The sequence below is a fragment of the Candidatus Pelagibacter sp. FZCC0015 genome, from assembly GCF_007833635.1.
Classification (GTDB): Bacteria; Pseudomonadota; Alphaproteobacteria; order Pelagibacterales; family Pelagibacteraceae; genus Pelagibacter.
Genome location: NZ_CP031125.1, coordinates 586,663 through 609,892, shown reverse-complemented (window position 1 = coordinate 609,892; position 23,230 = coordinate 586,663). Strand labels below are relative to the sequence as shown.

Here is a 23,230-nt window from a genome sequence, read left to right as displayed (position 1 = left end):
TTAATTCTTCAAAAGTTTATGACTGCTACTCATAAAGTAGCTAGTGAATTGAGTTAACATACTTACTGCAAACACAGCTAAATAAACTGCCATCAGATAAAGTAAATATAATCCGTTTGAACCTTGCTGCGTAATTTCAAATGAAATTACAGGACCATTGATGATACTAGCTTTGCCCCCCATGCCTAAAAATATTACAATCAAACATAAAGGAATTCCTAGAATTAATGACCCAATTGCATTAGTCCATGCTTTTTTACGCTCACTAAAACCAGTATAAAGAACATCAACTCTTACATGGCCCTCGTGAATTAATGCATAAGCGCTTGCAAATAAATAAAGGGCTGCGTACCAAAAACGAACTAAGTCACCTTGGAATGCTTGTTCATATTGAAAAATAAATCTTGATAATACAATTAAAAATTCACTTCCAACTACTAAAACTGCTAACCAAATAAACCCTACAGATCTTGTAAAATAACCAATTACAAAAGAAGCTAATATTAAAGGAAAATGTATATATGTAATTCTAAAGGCAGGTATTACTAAATTAATTTTAAGTTGTTCACCAAAAATTGGCTCAACTAGTTTCTCTACAACCATAAATGAGATTAAAAAATCTGCTACTCCAACAATTAATACAGCCCAGAAAGAAGATCTCACAACGTAAGCTGTAATTTTTGTTAAGATCTCAGAGTCTGTCTGTAATGTTTGTTTTATAGATTTCAAAACAAAAAATATAACTCCTATGAGAGATATAAAATAAAATAGTAATTGAATATATGATAAGTTTATTGCTAGTCCCTCTAAAGGCTTATTTAATTTTTTAAAACCAAATAATTCGTAATGAGCAAAAAGCTTTTTAACTCCTGGCCAATCAAACCAAACTGTTAAAACATTATTAATTAGAAAAACTAATGTTAAGGCTAAAATAGAATAACTAAATATTCTTATTAAAATAGATAAGTTATTTTTCGCCATCATATTAAAAATCTTTTAATGATATATAAAAAGAGGGCCCATTTAAGGGCCCTCAGTAATAATTAGAATTAATTATACTCCTAATGCTCTATTTCTTTGAGCAACATATGGCCCGTCAGACAAGTTAGTCCAAGCACCAATTTCCTTACGACCTTTAACAAAGGCAGCATGTACTTTCTTAGCAAGAGCACTATGTTGTTGAACTTCATCGAAAACTTCAGCAGCACCTTTAGCGAAAGCATCGTAAACTTTATCGTTAAACTTCTCTAGTTTAACTCCACTTTCGTTAACTAATCGTGCTAGTGCAGCTCCGTTTTTAGCATTGTATTCAGCCATTGTAGTTGTGTCAGCCCAATCACATGCAGTTTTAATAATTAACTGATCTGATTTTGACAAACTAGTAAACCAAGATTTGTTAACTCCACAAGCTAGTGTAGATCCTGGTTCATGCATTCCTGGATAGTAATAATACTTAGCAGCTTCCTGGAACTTCATAGCTTCATCGTTCCAAGGTCCTACCCATTCAGTTGCGTCAATTGCACCAGACACAAGGTTTTCATAAATTTGTCCACCAGGAAGTGAAATTGGAGAACCACCAAGTTTTCCAAGAACTTGTCCACCTAAACCAGGCATACGCATTTTTAAACCTTTAAAGTCATTAGCTGATCTAATTTTCTTATTAAACCAACCACCCATTTGCACTCCGGTATTACCAGCTGCAAAACTTTGTGTTCCGAAATCATCAGTTAATTCGTCCCAAAGTTCTTGTCCACCAGCAAATTTTAACCACGCATTCATTTCAGCATATGTGAAACCAAATGGAACCGCAGTAAAATAACCAAAAGCAGGGTGTTTTTTAACCCAGTAGTAATCAGCACCGTGATACATTTGCGAGTTACCTGATGCAACTTCGTCAAATGAGTCAAATGCTTTTACCCTTTCGTTAGCAGCATAATAAGTAACTTGAATTCTACCGTCACTCATATCGCTTAATCTTTGAGCAAGTCTTTGTGCACCAGTTCCTAGGCCTGGAAAATCTCTAGGCCAAGTAGCTACCATAGAAGCTTCAACTCTTTCTTTGGCAACAGCTGGAGCAGATAAAGCAACAGCAGCAACACCAGTTGCAGCTGCAGTTTTAAAGAACTTACGTCTTGAAGGTGATTTAGAAACCTTCAATGATTTTTTTTCTTTAATCATTAGTCTCTCCTCATATAAGTTAATTAACTTACGCGAGTTAATTACAAATAAAAGTTTAAGTCTATAATAAAAATAGCTCCAGCTACTGGTATTACAATCTGAGGTAGTAAATTAGAGATTAATTAAAATTATTTTTTGTCAAAAAAGGCTTCGTACACCATCATAAAAATTGCAATTGCCATCAATATATAAACTGGCAAGACATCTAGGAAACCAATCATAGTTGATCTTGTTAAAGTGGTAGCCAAGCCAACTAGAAATGCAGTTGCAAGTAATGTTCCTAAAAATACTGTAAACTTTTGCATTTAATTATTACATTCCTTTTCTAGCCAATTAGCAACACCTAAAAATCTATGATCATCATATTTTGCACCAATTAATTGTACGCCTAATGGCATTTTATCCTCTCCTTGTAAAAGTGGAAGAGAAATGCTTGGAGTTCCTAAATAGGACCATACTTTATTAAACTCTGCAGAGCCCGTACTCTTCAAGCTTTTAGGGGCAACACCGGGACTAGAAGGTGACAATACCCCATGATAATCCTCAAATACTTCTTCATAAGACTCATAACTTCTTTTCATAAAATCTATAGCTTCGGCATACTCTTTTGCAGAATGCTTATTACCTTTTACAATAGCATCCTGCATGGGTTTAGATAATTTTTTTTTATACTTTTTGTAATATAATCCAAAATTGTTTGCTAAATCTGTTTCATAAATTATCTGATGATATTTATGAATGTCTTTAAAATAAGATGGTGTATCAAAAATTTCGATATTTTTTTTGAAAGATTTAATAAAATATTCAAAAGCTTCTTTAGATTTTTTTTCAACATTTTTCCAATGATCTGTTTTATAAAAAATAAATTTTGGTTCAAACAAAGGTCCTTTTTTTGTTTCTTCTAGCATGCCATCAGCTGAATAATAAACTGTTGCGCTATCAAATTTATCTTTTTTAATTAAAACTTTTGCAAGCAACGCTACATCTTCAACTGTTCTACCAAACACACCTAAGTGATCTAATTTTTCAGAAGTTTTAAGCACTCCATTTCTTGAAATTAATCCATAAGTTGGTTTATATCCGACCACTCCACAATAAGATGCTGGTCTTATAACTGAACCACCAGTTTGAGATCCTATTGATAAGGGTGCCATAAATGATGCAACAGCAGCTGCAGACCCGCTTGAAGAACCGCCTGGAGTTCTAGAGTGATCATGTGGATTAGTTGTTTTAGGTGGACCAAGATAAGCTAACTCGGCTGTAGCAGTTTTACCCATTACAATTGCACCAGCCGCTAAAAGCAAATCAATAATTTCTGCATTCTGTGAATAAGATTTTCCTTTCCTAATTACCGTTCCACATTCTGTTGGCATATCAACTGTTCCAACAATGTCCTTCACCGCTATTGGAATACCATGCAAAGGTCCTGTGGGTTTTCCTGATCGTCTATATTCGTCGGCCTCTGCAGCTTTTTCTAGTAAAAGTTTTTTATCAAAATGTACCCATGCTTTTACATCTTTTTCAAATTTATTAATTCTTTCAATATACTTCTCGCATACTTCAACCGAAGTCAGCTGTGCGTCTTTTATTTTTGAGGCGATTTCTTCAACTTTTAAAGAAAAAATATCTATCATTTAATTTGCAAATAATGTTTCAGGTAACCACAGAGCTATCGCTGGAAACATGTACATTAAAAACATTGCAAAAATTACAATTGCCAAGAAAGGCATAATTCCTCTGAAGATATCTAAAAGTTCAACATTAGTTTTTTGCACACCTTTTAAATAATATGCGGACATTGCCATCGGTGGGGTTAAAAAGGATGTTTGTAAATTCAATGCAATTAACATTGCAAAGAAATACGGATTAACTCCAAATACTTCTAGCAAAGGCAAAAATATAGGTACAAAAATAATTAAAATTTCTGTCCATTCTAGAGGCCAACCTAAAAGAAAAATTATAATTTGAGTAATCACTAAAAATTGCCAAGTTGAAATATTTATTGATGTAAAGAAATGCTCAAACACTTCATGACCTCCAAGGTATGAAAATACAGACGAAAAAGTCCAAGATCCAATAAACAACCACATTATCATTGCAGTTGTTTTTGCAGTTAAAAATACAGACTCTTTAAAGTTTTGCCATTTTAAAGTTTTATAAAACCAAGATAAAATCAGAGCACCAAATGCTCCTGCTGCTGCAGCTTCAGCTGGAGTTGCTATTCCAGCTAAGATAGTTCCTAAAACCAACATTATTAATCCAAATAGAGGAACAAAAGATACTAATACCTCTTTTAGAATTTCACCCGTTGGAGGAATGTCTTCTTTTGGTGGTCTTGGTGCTATAGATGGGTTTAACCAAGCTCTTGTAACTGCATATGCAATATAAAGACCAGCTAATAATAGTCCTGGAAATATTGCAGCTGCAAAAAGTCTTAACGGTGATAATTGAGCAATTACTGAATAAACGATTAACATAATACTTGGTGGAATTAAAATACCTAAACATCCGCCTGAACAAATTATTCCTGAAGCAAATTTTTTATCATAACCAGCTTTAACCATTGCAGGCCAGGCTAGTAATCCCATTAAAGTAACAACCGCTCCTATAATTCCTGTTGCCGTAGAAAATAAAGTACAAGTAATTAAAGCAGCTACAGCCATAGATGCAGGAAGTCTGTGAGCAGCTAATCTTATTGCAAAAAATAGTTTTGCTACTATTCCCGCTCTTTCAACCAAATAACCCATAAATAAAAATAATGGGACAGCTGTAAGGACATTATTATCCATAACTGTATAAGTATTTTGAACAAATAATTGGAAAATTCTGTTGTCAAAAATATGCTCCATCATAGTAGCATCGTAATAAGCGTAATACCCAAAACCAATTCCCATTGCCATTAATGTGAATGCTATTGGGAAACCTAAAAGCACTGCAAATAAGAATATGCCCATCATTAAAATTGCCACTTCTGGATTTGTTAGACTAAATAACATTATTTTTATCTTCCTCTTGTGCGGTTCTCATTAGCATCTGTTCTGTTTCCTCAGCAACGACCATTCGCATAGGCCATTGCCCTGTTTTAATGCAAATGATAGATCTAAAAACTTCTGCAATTCCTTGAATAACTAATAATGTACCTGCAGCAGGTATCATAGTTTTAACCATGTAAATTTGAATTTGCGCTGGACTGCTCCAACTAGTTTCTTTAATTTTCCAAGCCAAAGCTGCATACTCATAACCGTAAAAGGCTAAAGCCACAACGCCGGGGAAAAAAAATATAAAATAAAGTACTAGATCAATCCAAGCCTGTGTTTTTTGCTTAAATAATCTATAAATTACATCACCTCTAACATGAGCTTCAGTAGCTAAACAATATGCTCCTGACATCATAAGTATTGCACCATACATTTGCATACTAAAATCAAAATTCCATAAAGTTGGCTTATTAAATACATAAGCCATCACAACTTCATAAACTGTTCCACCCATTAAAATCACTATGCACCAAGAAAAAGCCTTTCCCATTGAAGTACTTAACGTATCGGCAAATTTAATGAAGGAATTCATTTCAGAAAAATATATTAATTTATGATAAAAAAAAAGGGGGTTTTTAGACCCCCTTTTATAATTATTTAAAAGTTAATTAGATTTGAACTTTCTCAATTGGTCCAAACTCATTTTCATAAGCTAATTTGTAGTTCGGTTGATTCATCAACAGATACTTCATTGTTCTCTTAGCGTATGCTTTTTGAGAGTCTACCACTTTCTTGAAGAAAGCATCTTTTGCAGCAAACTCACCAATAACTTTATCCCAACCTTTTAATTGTTCAGCTAAGATAGCGTCAGAAGTTTGGTAAACATTAACCTTATGCTCATTCATTAATTTAGATAAATCTTGCGAGTATCTAACTAATGCTTTGAAATAGTTATCTGAGTTAGCAGCGTAAGCAGCGTTTCTCAAGATAGCTTGATGAGCAGGTGAAAGGCTATCAAATCTCTTTTTGTTTACCGGTATTTCGAACATTTCCTGTGATTGGTGGAAACTTCCTAAGTGGTAATGTTTAGAGACATCCTGCATTCCAAACTGTGAGTCTGACGTTGGGTTGTTAAACTCTGCAGCATCAATTAAACCAGTTTTCATAGCTGGTTGAATTTCACCACCTGGTAATTGTCTTACAACCATTCCCATAGCAGTTAAAACGTTAGTCGCTAGACCAACTGTTCTATACTTCATACCTTTAACATCAGATACTTTAGTTACATTCTTTTTAAACCAACCAAATGGTTGAGCTGGCATTGGCATATGGAAGAAACCGTAGTAGTTGAATCCTACACTTGCTACTGCTTCATCATATAAAGCTCTTCCTCCACCATACTCCATCCATCCCATAACTTCTTGAGATGACATTCCGTATGAAGGTCCTGTTCCAAAAAGTGATGCAGCAGGATTTTTTCCGTACCAATATGCAGTCACCCAGTGACCCATATCAACTACACCTGAACTTACCGCTTGACCAATTTCTGAAGTTTTAACAACAGCTCCAACTGGTTGAAGATCAATCTTCAATTCTCCATTAGACATGTCGCTAACCATTTTTGCATAATCTCCTGCCATTTCAAAAAAGATATTAGCGCCTGAAGGCCAAGCTGCTTGCATCTTTAATGTTAATGGAGCACCAAAAGCAACGTTTGGCATTGCTACAGCTGTTGCTGCTGCTGCACCAGTTGCTGCTGCTGCTTTGAAGAACTTCCGTCTTGAAGGAGTTTTAGAACTCTTCAATGACTTTTTATTTTTAATCATAGATTCTCCTCTAGTTAATTAACTTTAATAATTTAAGCATAGATTTAGATTAGAGTCTTTCTAAATTGTTGACAAAAATGACCCACATTGAACAATTTTTAAAAAAATTTTCAATTAATAATAGAATTTACTTTTAAATTAATTTGTTATCTTCATAAACGCAGCATTTCTCTGCTGGTATATGGAGCTTTACATTCTGACTTGGTATTTCAGTCTCTCGGTTGACTTTTGATTTAATTATAAGATCTCCCATTTTGGCAGTGATTAATTTATAGTTTCCAAGATCCTCAACCTTTTCAACATTAACTTCAACTAAGTTTTCATTTTGATTTTGTGCAATTTTAATGAATTCCGATCTAATTCCTAATTTAATATTTTTTGTTTTTAAATTAGATAAATTTGTATGAGTTTTAATTAAGGTATTATTAATCTTTACACTATTGTTTGAGGAAGCTTCACTTTCAAATAAGTTCATAGCTGGAGATCCAATAAAGTATCCAACAAATGTTGTATTAGGTCTTTCAAAAAGTTCTTTCGGAGAACCGGTTTGAACTACCTCTCCTTCGCTCATGACTATTATGTTATCTGCAAAAGTCATCGCTTCGTTTTGATCGTGCGTTACATAAACTAATGTTGTTTTGTATTGCTCATTAATTTCTTTAAGATTTCTTCTTAATCTAAATTTTAAATCTGGATCAATAACAGTTAAAGGTTCATCCATTAAAACAGCAGCTACGTCCTCTCTTACAAGACCTCTTCCTAAAGATATTAATTGTTTTTGATCAGCTGTTAATTTTCTTGCAGGAGAATTTAAAAAAGATTTTAAATTTAAAGTTTCGGCAACTGAATTAACTCTTTCATCTGTTTTACTTTTAGAAAAATCTCTACATTTAAGTGGGAATGCCAAATTTTCATAAACAGTCATAGTATTATAAATAACTGGAAATTGAAAAACTTGAGCAATATTTCTATCTTCTGTTTTTAAATCTGTAACATCTTTGTCATCAAATAGTATTCTTCCAGCAGAAGGTCTAACTAAACCAGATACAATGTTTAGCATTGTAGTTTTTCCACATCCAGAAGGACCTAAGATTGCATATCGATTTCCATTTTCCCATGTCATTGAGAAAGGATTCAAAGCATAAACTGGATTTGGATCATTTGGATTGTATGAGTGAGATATCTTACTTAAATCAATTTTAGCCATTCAAACCTCCAAAAGGTGAAGATGCTAATTTTCCATCAGCATGAAACGCATAAGCTCTATCAATTTTAAAATTAATTTTTACTTTATCGTGTATCTTAAAATTTAGAACCTCTTCTATTGAAACTATAATTTTTGTGTCTCCTCTTTTTAAATGTAGCAATGTTTCTGAACCACTAATTTCTGCAAGCTCAACTTCAAATTCATGTCCGTTTTCACCAAGTTCAATATCAGAAGATCTTAATCCGATTTTTAAACCATCTTCTGTTAATTTAGATAAGTGTTGTGGGGCCTCTACATCAATGCCTTCAAATCTAATATGATTATCTAAAATTTTAGCTTCTATTATATTCATTGGCGGATCATTAGAAATTTCAGCAACTTTTAATGAGTTTGGATTTTCAAATATTTCCTTTGCTGGACCAACTTGTAAGACCTTGCCTTCATCTAAAACAATAACTTCACCATTTAATTCCATAGTTTCCCTTGGATCAGTAGTCGAATAAATTAGTATTGTTTCATCTGCTAACCCTTTAGAAAATAGGTTCTTAAACTCTTCTCTAAGTTGCTCTCTCAATTTATAGTCTAAATTTACTAATGGCTCATCTAGCAACAGTATTTTAGCGTTTTTGACTAAAGATCTTGCAAGCGAAACTCTTTGTTGCTGCCCTCCTGAAAGTTCTTGGATCTTTCTATTTTCATAACCTAACAAGCCTACAGATTTTAAAGCGTCCATTACTTTTTCTTTAATAATACTTTGATCTATTTTTCTTTGTTTCAAAGGAAAGGCTATGTTTTCAAAAACATTTAAATGAGGATAGTTTATGAATTGCTGATAAACCATTGCAACATTTCTTTCCCAGACAGGAATTTTTAAAAAGTTTTTACCATCAAATTCAATTTCACCAGTATCTGGCGTTAAAAGACCAGCTATTGTCTTTAATAGAGTTGTCTTTCCAGATAACGTTCTTCCTAGAATTGTATATAGATTCCCTTCTTTAAAATTAAACGATACTTCGTTTAAATGATATTGATCATCTGGTTTGTATGATAAATTATTAGCAACTAAATCCATTACTTAATAGCTCCTGACAAATTTCCTTTTGATAAATATCGTTCAACTATAAATGCAACAATAATTAACGGTGCTACTGAAACTAAAGCTGATGCAGATAAGCTCCACCAAGGAGTTACTGATGAATTTAATGCAACAATTTTAACAGGTAATAACTGCACCTCTGTAAATGTTAAAATAAAAGCAAAGAAAAAATCAATCCATCCAAAAATTATGCAAAACATCCCTGCTACAATTAAACCAGGTATTGAATTCGGTAAGACCACTTTTAAAAATGCTTGATAAGGATTACAACCATCAATTAGAGCTGTCTCGTCAATTTCTCTTGGAACTTTATTAAAAAAGTCGACCATAATCCAAACAGCTATTGGCATTAATAAAACAATATAAACAACAATTAGCCCCGTTAGACTATCTAATAAATTTATTGAACTTAAAAATAAAAAAAATGGAATTGACAAAACAATCGGTGGCATAATTCTTTGTGAGATAAAGAAAAAAGTAATGTCATTATTTTTAACAAACCCTGCCTTAAATGTGTATCTTGATAATGCGTAAGCAGACAATGTTCCAAGAATAATACTAATTAAACTTGCAGTACAAGTTACAAACAAACTATTAAAATATGGTTCAATTATATCTACTCCACCTTTAGCTGGAGATTTAATTAAAACCTTCCAACCTTCTAAGTTCGGCTCAAAATCAACCCATGGAATATATGTTACTCCCCCATTAACAGACTGGAAATCTTTAAAAGATGTTGTTAAAGCCCAAAGAAAAGGAGCAATTACAAATACTGTCCAAACGACAATAAAAAAATATTTCAAAAAAATATATAGTTTATTCATTATCTATTCTTTTAATAAAACTTTAGTTAATACTTTTGCTATAATAGTTAGACTTATGATCATGATTATTAAGTAAGTAAATGACATCGACGCTGCATAACCCATCTGAAATTCTCTCAATCCTTTAATAAAGATATAAAAACTTGAAGTTTCCGTAGAAGTACCTGGTCCACCTGAGGTCAATACGTAAACTGTATCCATAATCTTTGATGCCTCAATTAACCTTATAATTATTGCTCCAATTGAGATGGGCGCCATCAATGGAAATGTTACATAAATGAATTTTCTAACGGGACTAGCACCATCAATTGCAGCAGCCAAAAACGGTTCTTTAGGTAATGACAACAACCCTGCCAATAAAAGTAAAAACATAAATGGTGTCCATTGCCATACCTCAACTATTATCACTGTAAATTTTGCAATAACTGGATCTGTCAACCACTTGGGAGCTACACCAAAAACTGATAACAAATCATTTACCGGTCCTAAAGATTCATGAAAAAAAGTTCTCCAAATAACTGTCATGATCACTGGAGTTGTCATCATTGGAACTAAAAAAAGAACTCTAAAAAATCTTTTAAATTTAATATCTTTCCAAACCATATGTGCCAATGCAAAACCAATCACATATTGTAAGATAACTGTTGTAACTGATAAAAAACTTAATCTAAAAAATGATTCCCAAAATCTTGGGTCATCAGTGAATAATCTTATGTAATTTTCTAATCCTATGTAATCTAAACCAGGATTATAACTATTCCATCCTGATAAACTTAATCTAACTACGAAAATAATTGGAAAAATTAATATTCCTATCAATACAAATAAACCTGGAAACAGAAAGAAATATTTATGCTTAAAATTCATTTATATAAAAAGGATTATATTACTTTTATATTACGTGGCCATTTTAATTAATGGCCACGTAAAGTATTTTATAATTATAGCTTGTTGTCTTCCATTTTAACACCAACAGCATAGGCATCTTGAACTGCTTTTTTACCTACTCTGCTTACAATTGCTTCCCACTCTTTAGCAACTTCGTCTAAAGCTTCTTGAGGAGATAATTGTCCTGCTAAAGCTTTTGAAGTTCCTGTAGCAACAGCACTTGTAAATTCAAATACACCTGGAACTCTTAGAGGGAAAACTCTGTTATTACTTTTTTCCATATCTAAAAGTGTTTGAGTGTAACTGTTAGCGATCTCTGGATCCCAACCCATACTATTAATATAAATGTTAGGGTCAAAGTCTGAGTTTTTAAATGGGTTAACACCAAATCTACCAATAGCTAAATCAGCTTGGTGGTTTGCACCATTAGAAAAGAAGCAAAGATAATCAAATGCCATATCTTTTACTTTACTTTTCTTAGCAACACCTACAGCCCAACCCCAAACAATGTAAGGAGCTTGGTTGTATTGGTTTTCCCAGCTATTAGTAACTCTGTTCCAAACTCTATCAGCGCCTGGAAGTGGAGCTGCGCCAACTTTATTTTTAATTGGGCTATCATCTTGCATTGCTGCAATAAATGCATCGTCCCAAGAGAAACTAAATAAAGTTTGTCCACCACCAAATGATCCGATTTCATCACCTAGACCAAAGTTAGTTCCTCCTGGAGGAACATATTTAGTAGCTTCAACCCAATCAGTTAATGCTTCAACAAAACCTGGGTTATTGATGTTTGGTTTCATAGTTTCTAAATCAAAAAAGAAACCACCTGGAGTTCTAGGGTTTTTAGCATAAGCAACTGATCTGCTGAAAAAAGCTGCAAACATTAAGTCATCTTTTTTCATAACTTCAGCTGAACCATATTCTTTTTCACCATCTCCATCCCAATCCCAATCATTGAAATATTTCGCCATTTGAGCGTATTCTTTCCAAGTTCTTGGAACTCTTAACTCATTACCTGTGTCAGCTTTATATTTCTTCTGCATTTCTGGATTATCAATGACATCTTTTCTGTATTTTAGATAATGTCTGTCACCATCAACTGGGTATTGGTACATAGTTCCATCCCAAGATGATACACCCATGTGAGATTTTGTTACGTCTTTCATCTCAGGTGAGTTCATATACTTCTTAGGAACTGGTGCTAAATATCTTTTCCAGTCATTAATGAAGTTAGAAAATCCAAACACAACATCGTAAGGAGCTTGTCCAGCTTGGAAAGGAACCATTGCTTTTGAGTACAAATCACCTGCTGGTGTATGTGTAACTTCAACTTTTGCACCAGTTAATTTCTCAAACTGTTCAGCGTGTAAAGCTGTTGGCTCACCCATTACCGGTATTGCGTGAGTATTTATTTTAAGAGTTTTTCCTTTGTAATTTTTCTTAGACATCTTCTCATAAGAACAGTCACCAGGAATATCTCCTGTAGCTTTGATATGTGGAAACTGATCGCTCCACTTATCAGCATATGCCATAGGACTAAATATCATCAAACTTGATATTAAAGCCGTCAAGCAAGTTTTCATTATTTTCATTATTACCTCTCTCTTCCTTTACTTATTTACGGAACTAAAACAGCTCTTCCCTTAACCTTACCGTCGTTAAGATCATGGAGCGCTTTATTAGCATCGTCTAATTTATATTCTTGCATGGATAGCTTCACTTTTCCTCGATCAGCTAACTCCATCAATTCATATAACTCAGACCACGTTCCCACTAAATTACCTACGATTGTTTTTTCAGAAATAATTAAATCAACTGCTAATGATTTAATTTCTTCTCCGTAACCAACAATGTAGTAAAAACCACCATTAGAAGTCATTTGAATTCCCATGGCAGTAGATCCTTTTTCACCTACGAAATCGATAACAGCTTCTGAACCTTTTCCTTTAGTTAGTTCTTGAACTTTTTCAATTTCGTTTCCATCAATTAAAACTCCGTGATCACCACCGAGTTCCATTGCATGTTTTAAGGCTGTTTCAGATTTCTCAACAATAATAATGTCAGCTGCACACATCGCTTTCAAACATTGAATAGCAATATGTCCTAAACCTCCAGCACCAATTATCGTACAGCTTTGACCTGGCAATAAATGTCTAGTTGCCTTTTTAACAACTCTATAAGCTGTAAGACCTGCATCTGAAAAAGGTGCAACATCTTTAGGTGCTAAAACTTTTGGAAGTTTAATTAAATTTCTAACACTTGTTTTTAATAACTCTGAGTATCCACCTTCTTTAATACTTAATCCAGGAAATGCTCCAGCAGCAGCATGCATATCATTACCTCTCCTGCAGTCCAAACATGTACCACCTGTTCCTGAAATTAATGGATGTAAAATAACTGGATCACCTTTTTTAAAATCAGTTACGTCTTTACCAACGTCCTCTACCCATCCAGCATTTTCATGCCCCATTACACACGGTAATAAAGTTCCATCTGGATCTTGAATATGTTTCCATACTCCTTCAATAATATGTAAATCTGTTCTGCAAACTCCTGCAGCACCAATTTTAACAATTACATCTGATGCCTTCTCAATTTTTGGATCTGGCATTTCTTCGCCTGTAACCCAAACTTTTTCTTTCATTTCTGGGTCATACTTGTGCAAAACCTGTGCTTTCATCGTTTTCTCTCCCTTTTAATTTTCAAAACCTTATTAAAAAATCGAAGTCCGATGGAGTCAATGCCGCTTTTAAGTGTCCAAATAGTTTACAAATACAACCTGTGGTTAGTTGTTGAACACTTTAATTTTATTTATCTTTCAAAAATGGGAAATTTATCTTCAACAAGTAAAGAATTTAAAAATATTCTAAAAAAAAGAGGAATGATGTCCTATGAGATGGGCAAAGAAATTTCTGATAGCTGGTCGAGGTGTATTGCTGAGGGGCTTAATCCGTTTCAAGATCCAAAACAAAGCGTCGTATCTTCAATTGAATTAAAAGAGATTAAAGAAAAAAATGATGCTCTTAGAAAAATAGTTATTCCTGAATTAGAACTTTTATACTCTCAAATTGCAGGTACTAATTTTATGGTCGCGTATTCAGACGAGAATGGTTTGGTGCTTGATACAATTTATGATAAAACTTGTCTTCAAACAGATGTAGGTAAAACTGTTATACCAGGATCTATTTGGGCTGAGAAAGTTTGTGGTACAAATGGTTTAGGGTTATCTGTTGAATTAAAAAAACCAACAATTGTTTCTGGTAAAGAACATTTTTTTATAGCACATGAAAATATATCTTGTTTCGCAAGTCCAATAATAAATTATGATGGTAAAACTATTGGAATTATAGATGCTTCAACTGACTATATGTCAAGAGAACAACATACTCTAGCTTTAGTGAAACTTGCAACTAGAAGTATCGAAACAAAGTTATTTTTAAAAAAATTTGAACATGAATTGATTTTATCTTTTCATCCTAGACAAGAGTATTTATCAACAACAAGTGTTGGATTATTAGCTGTAAATGGAGATGGCTTAATTGTGGGTGCGAATAGCAATGCAAAAATAATGCTTAATGGATTGGTTGACCTAAAAAATGAAAATTTTAATAAAATTTTTACGAATTCATTTTCATCTATTGCATCAGATTTATTAAATAATAAGACATTAAAAATTACTGATCATTTGGGTTCATCAGTGTTTGTGGTTAAAAGTCAAATTTTTAAAGAAAACAAATTTATTGAAGCAAAAACAGAAAAGAAAACATCTGCATGTAAAAATTGTGAAGATACTAAAATTAAAAGAGAAAAATGTGTTTTGATTAGATCAACATTTAACGAAACAAATAATATTTCTGCTGCATCAAGAAAATTGGGCGTTTCAAGAACAACAATTTATAAACACTTACAGTAGATCAAATTAATCGATAGGATAGTCCCAAGCACTGCCACCTATAACTTTGGAAATAGCTGAAAAATCTTTAGTATCGTTTCCATCTTTGCAAAATTGGTCATAAATTTCTAAAGCCATTTTTCCTAATGGTGTTTCTGCATTCACACTCTTGGCACAATCATTTGCAAGTTTAAGATCTTTATTCATCATTCCTGCAGAGAAACCTGGGCGATAATTATTATTAGAAGGTGTACCATCAATTAAACCAGGTAAAGGAGGATATACTGAAATTGGCCAACTGTTACCAGATGCATTTTTCATAATTTCATGAACTTTTTTAATATCTATGTTTAATCTTTTTGCTAACATTAATGACTCTGAAGCAGCAATCATTGCAATACCTAAAGCCATGTTGTTACAAATTTTGGCACCATTACCACTACCTAAATCACCTGCATGAAATATATTTTTTCCCATAATTCTTAATAAAGGAAGCGCTTTTTCAAATGCTTTTTTCGATCCACCAACCATTATATTTAAAGTTGCTTTTTGGGCTCCCATTACTCCACCACTAACTGGTGCATCAATCATTTCTATTCCTATTTCTGAAGCTTTTTTTCCAATTTCAATAGAAGTTTGAATATCAATTGTTGAACAATCAATAAGCAAACAATTTTTTGATACTTTATTTATTATTCCATTATCTCCTAAATAAACTTCCTTAGAATGCTTACCCTCTGGAAGCATGGTTATAACTGTTTCTACATCATGTGTAATTAGGTCATCTAAATTTTCAATTGTCTTAAGATTTTTATCTTTTGCAATCTCAAGCATTTTTTTTGAAACATCAAAAACTTTTACAGATTTTCCTGCCTTCATTAAATTTTCAGCCATTGGACAACCCATGTTGCCAACACCAATGAAAGCTATTGATTGAGACATTTTAATTTACTTTATTGATACAGTTTCCAGTTCTAAAAAACTCATCTAGATTATCAACTGCTAAATTTCCCATTGCAATTCTTGTATCTTTTGTTGCACTCCCCAGATGAGGTAAAACAAAAGCACTTGGAATTTTTAAATAACCAGGATTTAAATTTGGTTCATTTTTATAAACATCTAATCCTGCTGCATAAATTTTTCTTCTATTCAATGCATCAATTAAAGCTTCATCATCAACTATATCGCCTCTTGCAACATTAGTTATGACAGCACCTTTAGGAAAATACTCAACAGTCTCTTTATTAATTAAGTTCTCTGTTTCTTTTGTGGCTGGACAACAAATTGATAAAACATCTGAGACTGAAAAAAGACTTTTTATACTGTCATGATATGTTGCACCTTGTTCTTTATCTTCACTTAATTTTGAACGATTATGATAATGAATAACCATACCTAAAGATTTTGCGATTTTTGCAATTTTTTGGCCAATACGACCCATACCTAAAATTCCTAATCTTGTTCCCGTTAATTGTTTTCCAATTAAATAATCAGCAGACCATTTCCATCCACCTTCTTTTGCAGACTCAATCCCTTCGGAAGCTCTTCTACATGCTCCTAAAATTAATAAAATTCCAATTTCTGCTGTTGCATCTGATAAAACTTCTGGTGTATTTGTTACTGCTATGCCTCTATTTTTTGCTGCCTCTAAATCAATGTTTCCAAATCCAACTGCAAAATTAGAAATAATTTTTACTGAGTTTGGTAATTGATTAATAGTTTCTGCATCTAATTTTTCAGTTAATGATGATAAAATTCCATCACATCCTTCACTCATTTCTATTATTTTTTTTTGAGAATAAAGTTCATCATTAGTATTAAACTTTGCATCAAATAATTTAGAAGCTTTATCTTCACTTTCTCTTATTAAACGTCTTGTAATTAAAACTTTTTTCATAAATCCTATTTTAAAATTTCAGGTTTTGGTCCGCCTGTGTACCAGTCTAAAACTTCAATTGTATGTAATATAGGAACTTTAGTACCATGAGAAATTTGGGTAATACAACCAATATTTCCTGTAGAAATAAAATCAGGATTTAAACTCTCTATATTATTTACTTTTTTCTCTAATAACTGTTTTGCAATTTTTGATTGTAAGATGTTGTAAGTTCCTGCTGAGCCACAACATATATGTCCCTCTGGTATTTCCATTATTTCATTATTAGTTTTTTCAAGTAAAGATATTGGTTGAGTATGAACTTTTTGCCCATGCTGCATTGAGCATGCAGAGTGATATGCAACCTTATATTTTTTTCCTTTTGATTTTATATCTAATTTTAAACTTTCAAAAATATATTCAGATATATCCCTTGTTAAATCAGATATCACTTTAGCTTTTTTACTAAGCTCTTTATCATCTCTAAAAATAAATCCATAATCTTTCATGGTAGTTCCACAGCCTGATGTGTTTGACAAAATTGCATCTAAATTACCTTTTTGATGCTCCTCATACCAAGTATTAATATTATTTTTAAAATCTTGATGAGCATCTTCCTCTTTTCCTAAATGATGATTTAATGATCCACAGCAACGAATTTTTTTTGGAACAACTACCTCAACCCCATGCCTATTTAATAATCTTATTGTTGCTTCATTGATTTGAGGAGATATTTCTTTTTGTACACAACCAGTTAATAACGCTACCCTTGCAACTTTCTTTTTACCTGAAGCTTTATAAACTTCCTTAATTGGCAAATTCTTTTTTGGAAAACTACTTGGCATCAAATCAATCATATCTTTAATCCTTGAAGGCATTAAAAATTTAAAAGGTTTACTTAATTTAACTAAAAAGCTTGATAGTCTGAAAACTTTAGTATTTGGAAGAGTAATAGATAAAAAATATCTAATTAATTTATCAAATGTAGATCTTTCATAATTTTTTTCGATATATTTTTTTCCATGATCAATCAAATGCATATAATTAACACCAGCTGGACATGTCGTCATACAGCTGTAACATGAAAGACATCTATCAATGTGCTTCACAACTTTTTCAGTTGGCTTTTTATTGTTTTCTAACATGTCTTTAATTAAATAAATTCTACCTCTAGGACCGTCTAATTCATCTCCTAAAATTCCATACGTAGGACACGTTGCGTTACACATTCCACAATGAACACATTTTTTAAATATTTTTTCAGAAGACTGATTATCTTTATCTTTAAGTTGAGTTTCTGTGAAATTTGTTTGCATTAAAAGTCCTTATACATTTTTCCAGGATTAAATAATCCTCTAGGGTCAAAACTTTCTTTGATTTTTTTTGATATCATTAGTTTTGTATCATCAATCGTAAATAATTTTTCTATAAATTCAAAATCCTCGGATTTTTTAATTATTGTTACATATCCATCATTTTGAATTATTATATTTTTTACTTCTTTTATATTTTGATCACCGGGTACCTCAATCCAAAATAATGACCCAGACCAATCAATAAAATATCTGTATTTATTTTTCAGAAAACTCATCATGTTTTCAGACTTTGAAGGAGGCACAACTGCCCTTAAAAGATTATTTTTGGTCTCAGAAAATAATTGTAAACTATTTATACTTTTCCAAAAAAGATCGGATTGATAAATATCTAAATTTGAAGTTTTGTACTTTTTTAAATCCATTTCGTTTGAAATATCCTTAATTCTTTCATTAATAGAGTTTTGATCCCCTTCAATTCTGAATGCAAAAAAGGCACCCTCTTGATCTAAATCATTTAATTTAAATGCTTTACTTTTATTTGGTGTAAATTTTTTAGATTTAGGTTCATCTGGCACAAACACTGCACCTGATATTTCATTGCTTGAACTCAAAACCATATTAAATAAATCTGAAATGATTTTTGGATCTTTCTCATAAATTATAATTGTATTTTGAGATGGCTTTTTTGCTGAAACTTTTAAAGTGACTTCTGTAAGAGCAACCAATGTTCCAAAAGAACCACTAACTAATTTAGATAAATCATATCCAGTCACATTTTTAACAACTGTGCCTCCTGATTTAATTATGTCGCCCTTTCCATTGACCCCTCTAAAACCTAAAATAAAATCTCTTACACTACCTACTTTAAATCTTCTTGAGCCTGCAAAATTGCAAGAGACACATCCACCAGCTGTCCCTTTATTTGATTTTCCATCTTTAAGGTAACCAAAATCAGTTGGCTCAAATGAAAGTTCTTGATTATTTTTTTCTAAAATATTTTCTATATCTTTTATTAGTGTTCCTGGTTTAACCTTTATATATAGCTCCTCAGGAAGATATTCGATTACTCCAGATAAATTTGAAAAATCTAAGCTTTTTGCCGCTTGAACATTATATCCAATAAATTTTTTACTATTACTTCCATGGATATCAATTGGAAATTTTTTTTTATAAGCTTCTTTGATTAGTTCTGAAACCTCTAACTCACTTGTGGGTGACAGATAATTAGAATCTTGGAAGATCTGGGAATTTTTCTTCTCCTCTGTGAACATGAACTCTCCCTTCCTCTGCACATTTTCTTAATATTGGATAAACTTTTCCGGGATTTAAAAGATTTTTTTCATCTAATGACATTTTAATATTTATTTGTTGCTGAATATCATTGTCATTAAATGCTTCACACATTAATTCTCTTTTTTCAATTCCTATCCCATGTTCACCAGACAATGCTCCACCCATTCTGACACAAGCTTTAAGAATTTCAGCACCAAACTCCTCTGTTCTTCTAAGCTCCTCTTTATTACTTCCGTCAAAAAGAATTAATGGGTGTAAATTACCATCTCCAGCATGAAAACCATTTGCTACTCCCAAATTATACTTCTTCGATAATCTACTTATCTCTTTAAGAATTTCTGAAAGTTTTCCTCTTGGGATTGTTCCATCCATACAATAATAATCAGGCGCCATTGCTCCACATGCAGGAAAAGCTGCTTTTCTGCCTGACCAAAATCCTAATCTTTCTTTTTCATTTTTACTTAACTTAAAGCTATTTGATTTATTTTTTTCTGCTATTTGTTTTATTTGTTTAAACAATTCTTCTACTTCAGATTTCGTTCCATCTAGTTCAACAATCATTAAAACTTCAGCATCCATAGGATAACCAGCATGAACAAATTTTTCTGTTGCATCAATTAATGCTTTATCCATTATTTCCATACCTGCTGGTGTAATTCCATTTGAAATAATATCTGTTACACAATTTCCTCCATCTTCAATTGTTGGAAAACCAATTAAAGCAGCTTTAACAGTTTGTGGATTTTTTAAAATTTTAACTGTCACTTCTGTAATCACACCTAACAATCCTTCAGATCCACAGATTAATCCTAATAGATCGTACCCCTCTTGATCTAAAGTTTTTCCACCTATTCTACAAATAGTTCCATCCATCATAACCATTTCAACACCCAAAATATTATTTGTTGTTGTTCCATATTTTAATGAGTGAACACCTCCAGAATTTTCAGCAACATTTCCACCTATAGAACAAGCTAACTGACTTGAAGGATCCGGGGCATAGTAATACCCCTTATGCTTAACTGCATGAGTAATTGATAAATTTGTAACACCCGGTTGAGTAACAACACATTTGTTATCAAAATCTATATCTAAAATTTTATTAAATTTTCCAAGTCCTAATAAAATTGCATCATTTAATGGAAGAGCTCCACCTGAAAGACCAGTTCCTGCTCCTCTTGGAATAACTTTAATATTTTCTCGATGGCAAAACTTTAATATCTCACTTACTTCCTGAGTATTTTCAGGAAGTACAACAGCTAAAGGTAAATTTTTGTACGCAGCTAGTGCATCTGTTTCGTAAGGTCTTATTTCATCTAATTCACTTAAAACATTTTTTTTATCGGTAAATTGTTTTAGATTATTAACAATTAAGTCTTTTTTACTGACTATTGTTCTATCAACTTTTGGCAAAGCTATTTCAGACATAGCTTAGCCTAGCATTTTTTTGATATTTTCCAATGCGTTAGAAATGTTATCTCGAGAGGCTGCAAAGCTAAATCTGACGTAATCTTTACATGTTTTTCCAAAAGCAGTACCTGGAACTATAGCAACTCCAGCTTCATGCATAGCTCTTTTACAGAATTCGCTTCCATCCATTCCGGTTCCAATAACTTTAGGAAATGCATAAAATGCTCCACCTGGTAAACTACATTCTACACCCGGTAAGCTATTCAAGCCTTCATGAATTAATTTTCTTCTCAATGTAAATTTTTCCATCATCTCGTTAATTGAATCATCAGGCCCATCTAAAGCTGCAATACCTGCAAACTGTGCTGCTGCATTTACACATGAAACACTATTGATTAATAATTTATTTACATGCTCAACTAAATTCTCTGGCCAAAAACTCCAACCAAGTCTCCAACCCGTCATAGAATAAGCTTTACTCCAGCCTTCTAACACAATTAATCTTTCTCTTAATTCAGGATAATTAAAAAATGTAGGCATTTCTTTTTCATCAAAAATTTGTCTACTATAAATTTCATCACTTAAAATAGTTACGTGAGGATGTTTTTTTAAACCTTCAGCTAATTTATCTATTTCTGGTTTTTCTACGAAACTTCCTGTTGGGTTGTTTGGATTGATTAAAATTAACAATCTAGTTTTATCAGTAATTAAAGATAAAATTTTATCTGCACTAAATTTAAGATCTTTATCTTCTGTTAAGTCATAAGGAACTGATGTTGAGCCAGTATAATTAATCATAGACTCATAAATTGGGAAAGCAGGTGTTGGATGAATAATTTCAACTCCAGGCTCACCAAAACATTGTATTGCATAATGCATTGTTGGTTTTCCGCCCGGCATAATTATAATTCTTTCAGGATCTACTTCTGCACTGTAACGTTTCTTTATCCATCTAGTTACTGCTTGTCTGCATTCTAAAATTCCATTTGAAAGAACATATCCATGATGACCATCATCTAAAGCTTTTTTAGCTGCATCCACAACATGTTTTGGAGTTTTAAAGTCAGGCTGACCTAATCCTAAATGAATCATAGGTTTGCCCTGTGCTTCAAGTTTTTTTGCTTCAGCTAAAACTGAAAAGGCACTTTCTGTTCCAAGTCTACTTAAAGATTTTGCTAGTTCCATAATAAAAATTTAAATTAAAGTCGCCAAAGTAAACGAAAAATACTTTTTTGTCTATTTAGATAAAATGATTAATTTTATTAATTAATTGTTAAATCTCCTATATTTTAGTCTCTATATATTATTTTTGACGCATCAAGATCTTTAACAGACTTACAGCCCATCAAAATCATATTTCTTCTAATTTCTTTTTGCATGTTTTCTAAAAGTCTTTCAACACCTTTTTGACCACCGGCACCTAAGCTAAAAAGAAATGCTTTTCCAAAACTACATGCTGTTGCTCCTGCGGCTAAAGCTTTAAGAACATGTGTTCCTCTTCTTACACCACCATCAAGAATAATTTCTAATTTATCACCAACTGCATCTGAAATTGCTTTAACTTGATCAAATGGGGATCTTGATCCATCAAGTTGTCTTCCTCCATGATTTGAAATCATAATTGCTGTACAACCAATATCTATTGCTCTTTTAGCATCTTCTACTGACATTACACCTTTTAATGCCATAGGCTTATTCCATTTTTTGATACAATATTCTGCATCTTTCCAATTCATTGCTGGATCATATTGTTCATTAATATAATCCATAACTGATTTTGCAATATTAGTGCCTTTATCAGTTTTGTTTTTTATATTTGCTAATTCAAATTTTTTATTAGTAAAGTATTTGAAAACCCATCCAGGTCTCATTGCAAAACTCATTAAACTATCCAAAGTAAATTTAGGCGGTGTCGTAAAACCTGTTCTATGATCTCTTTCTCGGTTTCCAGCAACTAGCGTATCTACAGTAATGCACATTCCATCAAAATTTGCTCTACTGCATCTTTCAATCAAATCATCAGTAATTGATTTGTCCTTGTGAATATATAGTTGAAAAAGTTTTGGCCCACTAGAAACATTAGCAACCTCTTCAATTGAAAAAGATGCCATTGTGGACATGCTATAAATTGTATCAAATTTCTCTGCAGCTCTTGCGGAAGCTTTATCACCTTCAGGGTCATACAAACTTTGCATTGCCGTAGGAGATAAAAATAACGGCATACTGATTTTTCTACCAAAAACAGTGGTGGATAAATCTGGCTCGCCGACACTATTAAGAATATTAGGAACTAAATCACAATCATTAAAAGCATCTGTATTTCTATTTAAAGTGACTTCGTCATCTGCTCCACCATCAATATAATGAAAAATAGGAGCGGGTAATTTCTTTTTTGCTAATTTTCTAAAATCTTCAAAATTATAACAGTCATTGATATTCATGATGT

General features: G+C 32.4%; 21 protein-coding genes. 1 reads left to right on the top strand and 20 read right to left on the bottom strand.

Going from position 1 to position 23,230, the window contains the following annotated elements:
- The 13 genes from DT059_RS03230 to DT059_RS03175 form a co-directional block, all read right to left on the bottom strand.
- Nucleotides 1–984: a TRAP transporter small permease subunit gene (locus DT059_RS03230; protein WP_199763732.1), complete on the bottom strand. Its 984-nt coding sequence runs from the start codon at nucleotides 982–984 to the stop codon at nucleotides 1–3.
- Nucleotides 985–1,053: 69 nt separating this feature from the next.
- Nucleotides 1,054–2,178: a TRAP transporter substrate-binding protein gene (locus DT059_RS03225; protein WP_075504869.1), complete on the bottom strand. Its 1,125-nt coding sequence runs from the start codon at nucleotides 2,176–2,178 to the stop codon at nucleotides 1,054–1,056.
- Between the two features lie 128 nt (nucleotides 2,179–2,306).
- The gene (locus DT059_RS07285; RefSeq protein ID WP_168189255.1) at nucleotides 2,307–2,483 is read right to left on the bottom strand and encodes a hypothetical protein; all 177 of its coding nucleotides are present in this window, start codon (nucleotides 2,481–2,483) and stop codon (nucleotides 2,307–2,309) included.
- Nucleotides 2,484–3,812: an amidase gene (locus DT059_RS03220; protein ID WP_145596716.1), complete on the bottom strand. Its 1,329-nt coding sequence runs from the start codon at nucleotides 3,810–3,812 to the stop codon at nucleotides 2,484–2,486.
- Complete coding sequence (locus DT059_RS03215; RefSeq protein ID WP_075504871.1) at nucleotides 3,813–5,174, bottom strand: TRAP transporter large permease; 1,362 nt, start codon at nucleotides 5,172–5,174, stop codon at nucleotides 3,813–3,815. It abuts the gene before it with no gap.
- Nucleotides 5,164–5,748 carry a TRAP transporter small permease subunit gene (locus DT059_RS03210; protein ID WP_145596714.1) on the bottom strand — a complete coding sequence of 195 codons (585 nt, stop codon included), beginning with the start codon at nucleotides 5,746–5,748 and terminating at the stop codon, nucleotides 5,164–5,166. The genes DT059_RS03215 and DT059_RS03210 overlap by 11 nt, the downstream gene beginning before the upstream one ends.
- A 76-nt stretch (nucleotides 5,749–5,824) precedes the next feature.
- Nucleotides 5,825–6,982, bottom strand: a complete 1,158-nt coding sequence (locus tag DT059_RS03205) for a TRAP transporter substrate-binding protein (protein WP_145596713.1) — start codon at nucleotides 6,980–6,982, stop codon at nucleotides 5,825–5,827.
- 133 nt (nucleotides 6,983–7,115) lie between these two features.
- Nucleotides 7,116–8,189: an ABC transporter ATP-binding protein gene (locus DT059_RS03200; protein ID WP_145596712.1), complete on the bottom strand. Its 1,074-nt coding sequence runs from the start codon at nucleotides 8,187–8,189 to the stop codon at nucleotides 7,116–7,118.
- Nucleotides 8,182–9,261: an ABC transporter ATP-binding protein gene (locus DT059_RS03195; RefSeq protein ID WP_145596710.1), complete on the bottom strand. Its 1,080-nt coding sequence runs from the start codon at nucleotides 9,259–9,261 to the stop codon at nucleotides 8,182–8,184. Before DT059_RS03195 ends, DT059_RS03200 begins: the two co-directional genes overlap by 8 nt.
- Nucleotides 9,261–10,109, bottom strand: coding sequence for a carbohydrate ABC transporter permease (locus tag DT059_RS03190; protein ID WP_145596708.1), 849 nt, complete (start codon nucleotides 10,107–10,109; stop codon nucleotides 9,261–9,263). Before DT059_RS03190 ends, DT059_RS03195 begins: the two co-directional genes overlap by 1 nt.
- 3 nt (nucleotides 10,110–10,112) lie before the next feature.
- A complete protein-coding gene (locus DT059_RS03185) occupies nucleotides 10,113–10,976 on the bottom strand; it encodes a carbohydrate ABC transporter permease (RefSeq protein WP_075504876.1) in 864 nt (287 codons plus the stop codon).
- Between the two features lie 74 nt (nucleotides 10,977–11,050).
- Nucleotides 11,051–12,580: an extracellular solute-binding protein gene (locus tag DT059_RS03180; RefSeq protein WP_240704622.1), complete on the bottom strand. Its 1,530-nt coding sequence runs from the start codon at nucleotides 12,578–12,580 to the stop codon at nucleotides 11,051–11,053.
- A gap of 35 nt (nucleotides 12,581–12,615) precedes the next feature.
- Nucleotides 12,616–13,677 carry an NAD(P)-dependent alcohol dehydrogenase gene (locus DT059_RS03175; RefSeq protein WP_023854612.1) on the bottom strand — a complete coding sequence of 354 codons (1,062 nt, stop codon included), beginning with the start codon at nucleotides 13,675–13,677 and terminating at the stop codon, nucleotides 12,616–12,618.
- 144 nt (nucleotides 13,678–13,821) lie between these two features.
- Here DT059_RS03175 and DT059_RS03170 point away from each other — a divergent pair, with 144 nt between their 5' ends.
- Nucleotides 13,822–14,910 carry a sigma-54-dependent Fis family transcriptional regulator gene (locus DT059_RS03170; RefSeq protein WP_145596704.1) on the top strand — a complete coding sequence of 363 codons (1,089 nt, stop codon included), beginning with the start codon at nucleotides 13,822–13,824 and terminating at the stop codon, nucleotides 14,908–14,910.
- Between the two features lie 6 nt (nucleotides 14,911–14,916).
- On the opposite strand, the gene mmsB is transcribed toward DT059_RS03170, so the two are convergent.
- The 7 genes from mmsB to DT059_RS03135 form a co-directional block, all read right to left on the bottom strand.
- A complete protein-coding gene (gene mmsB / locus DT059_RS03165; RefSeq protein WP_145596702.1) occupies nucleotides 14,917–15,831 on the bottom strand; it encodes a 3-hydroxyisobutyrate dehydrogenase in 915 nt (304 codons plus the stop codon).
- A gap of 1 nt (nucleotide 15,832) precedes the next feature.
- Nucleotides 15,833–16,786, bottom strand: coding sequence for a 2-hydroxyacid dehydrogenase (locus DT059_RS03160; protein WP_145596700.1), 954 nt, complete (start codon nucleotides 16,784–16,786; stop codon nucleotides 15,833–15,835).
- A gap of 5 nt (nucleotides 16,787–16,791) precedes the next feature.
- Nucleotides 16,792–18,081, bottom strand: coding sequence for a glycolate oxidase subunit GlcF (glcF, locus tag DT059_RS03155; RefSeq protein ID WP_145596698.1), 1,290 nt, complete (start codon nucleotides 18,079–18,081; stop codon nucleotides 16,792–16,794).
- Nucleotides 18,081–19,352, bottom strand: a complete 1,272-nt coding sequence (locus DT059_RS03150; protein ID WP_145596696.1) for an FAD-binding protein — start codon at nucleotides 19,350–19,352, stop codon at nucleotides 18,081–18,083. Before DT059_RS03150 ends, glcF begins: the two co-directional genes overlap by 1 nt.
- Nucleotides 19,306–20,802, bottom strand: a complete 1,497-nt coding sequence (locus DT059_RS03145; RefSeq protein WP_145596694.1) for an FAD-linked oxidase C-terminal domain-containing protein — start codon at nucleotides 20,800–20,802, stop codon at nucleotides 19,306–19,308. Before DT059_RS03145 ends, DT059_RS03150 begins: the two co-directional genes overlap by 47 nt.
- A 3-nt stretch (nucleotides 20,803–20,805) precedes the next feature.
- Nucleotides 20,806–21,969, bottom strand: a complete 1,164-nt coding sequence (locus tag DT059_RS03140) for a pyridoxal phosphate-dependent aminotransferase (RefSeq protein WP_145596693.1) — start codon at nucleotides 21,967–21,969, stop codon at nucleotides 20,806–20,808.
- A 104-nt stretch (nucleotides 21,970–22,073) separates the two neighbouring features.
- A complete protein-coding gene (locus tag DT059_RS03135) occupies nucleotides 22,074–23,225 on the bottom strand; it encodes an alpha-hydroxy acid oxidase (protein ID WP_145596691.1) in 1,152 nt (383 codons plus the stop codon).
- Nucleotides 23,226–23,230: the final 5 nt, after the last annotated feature.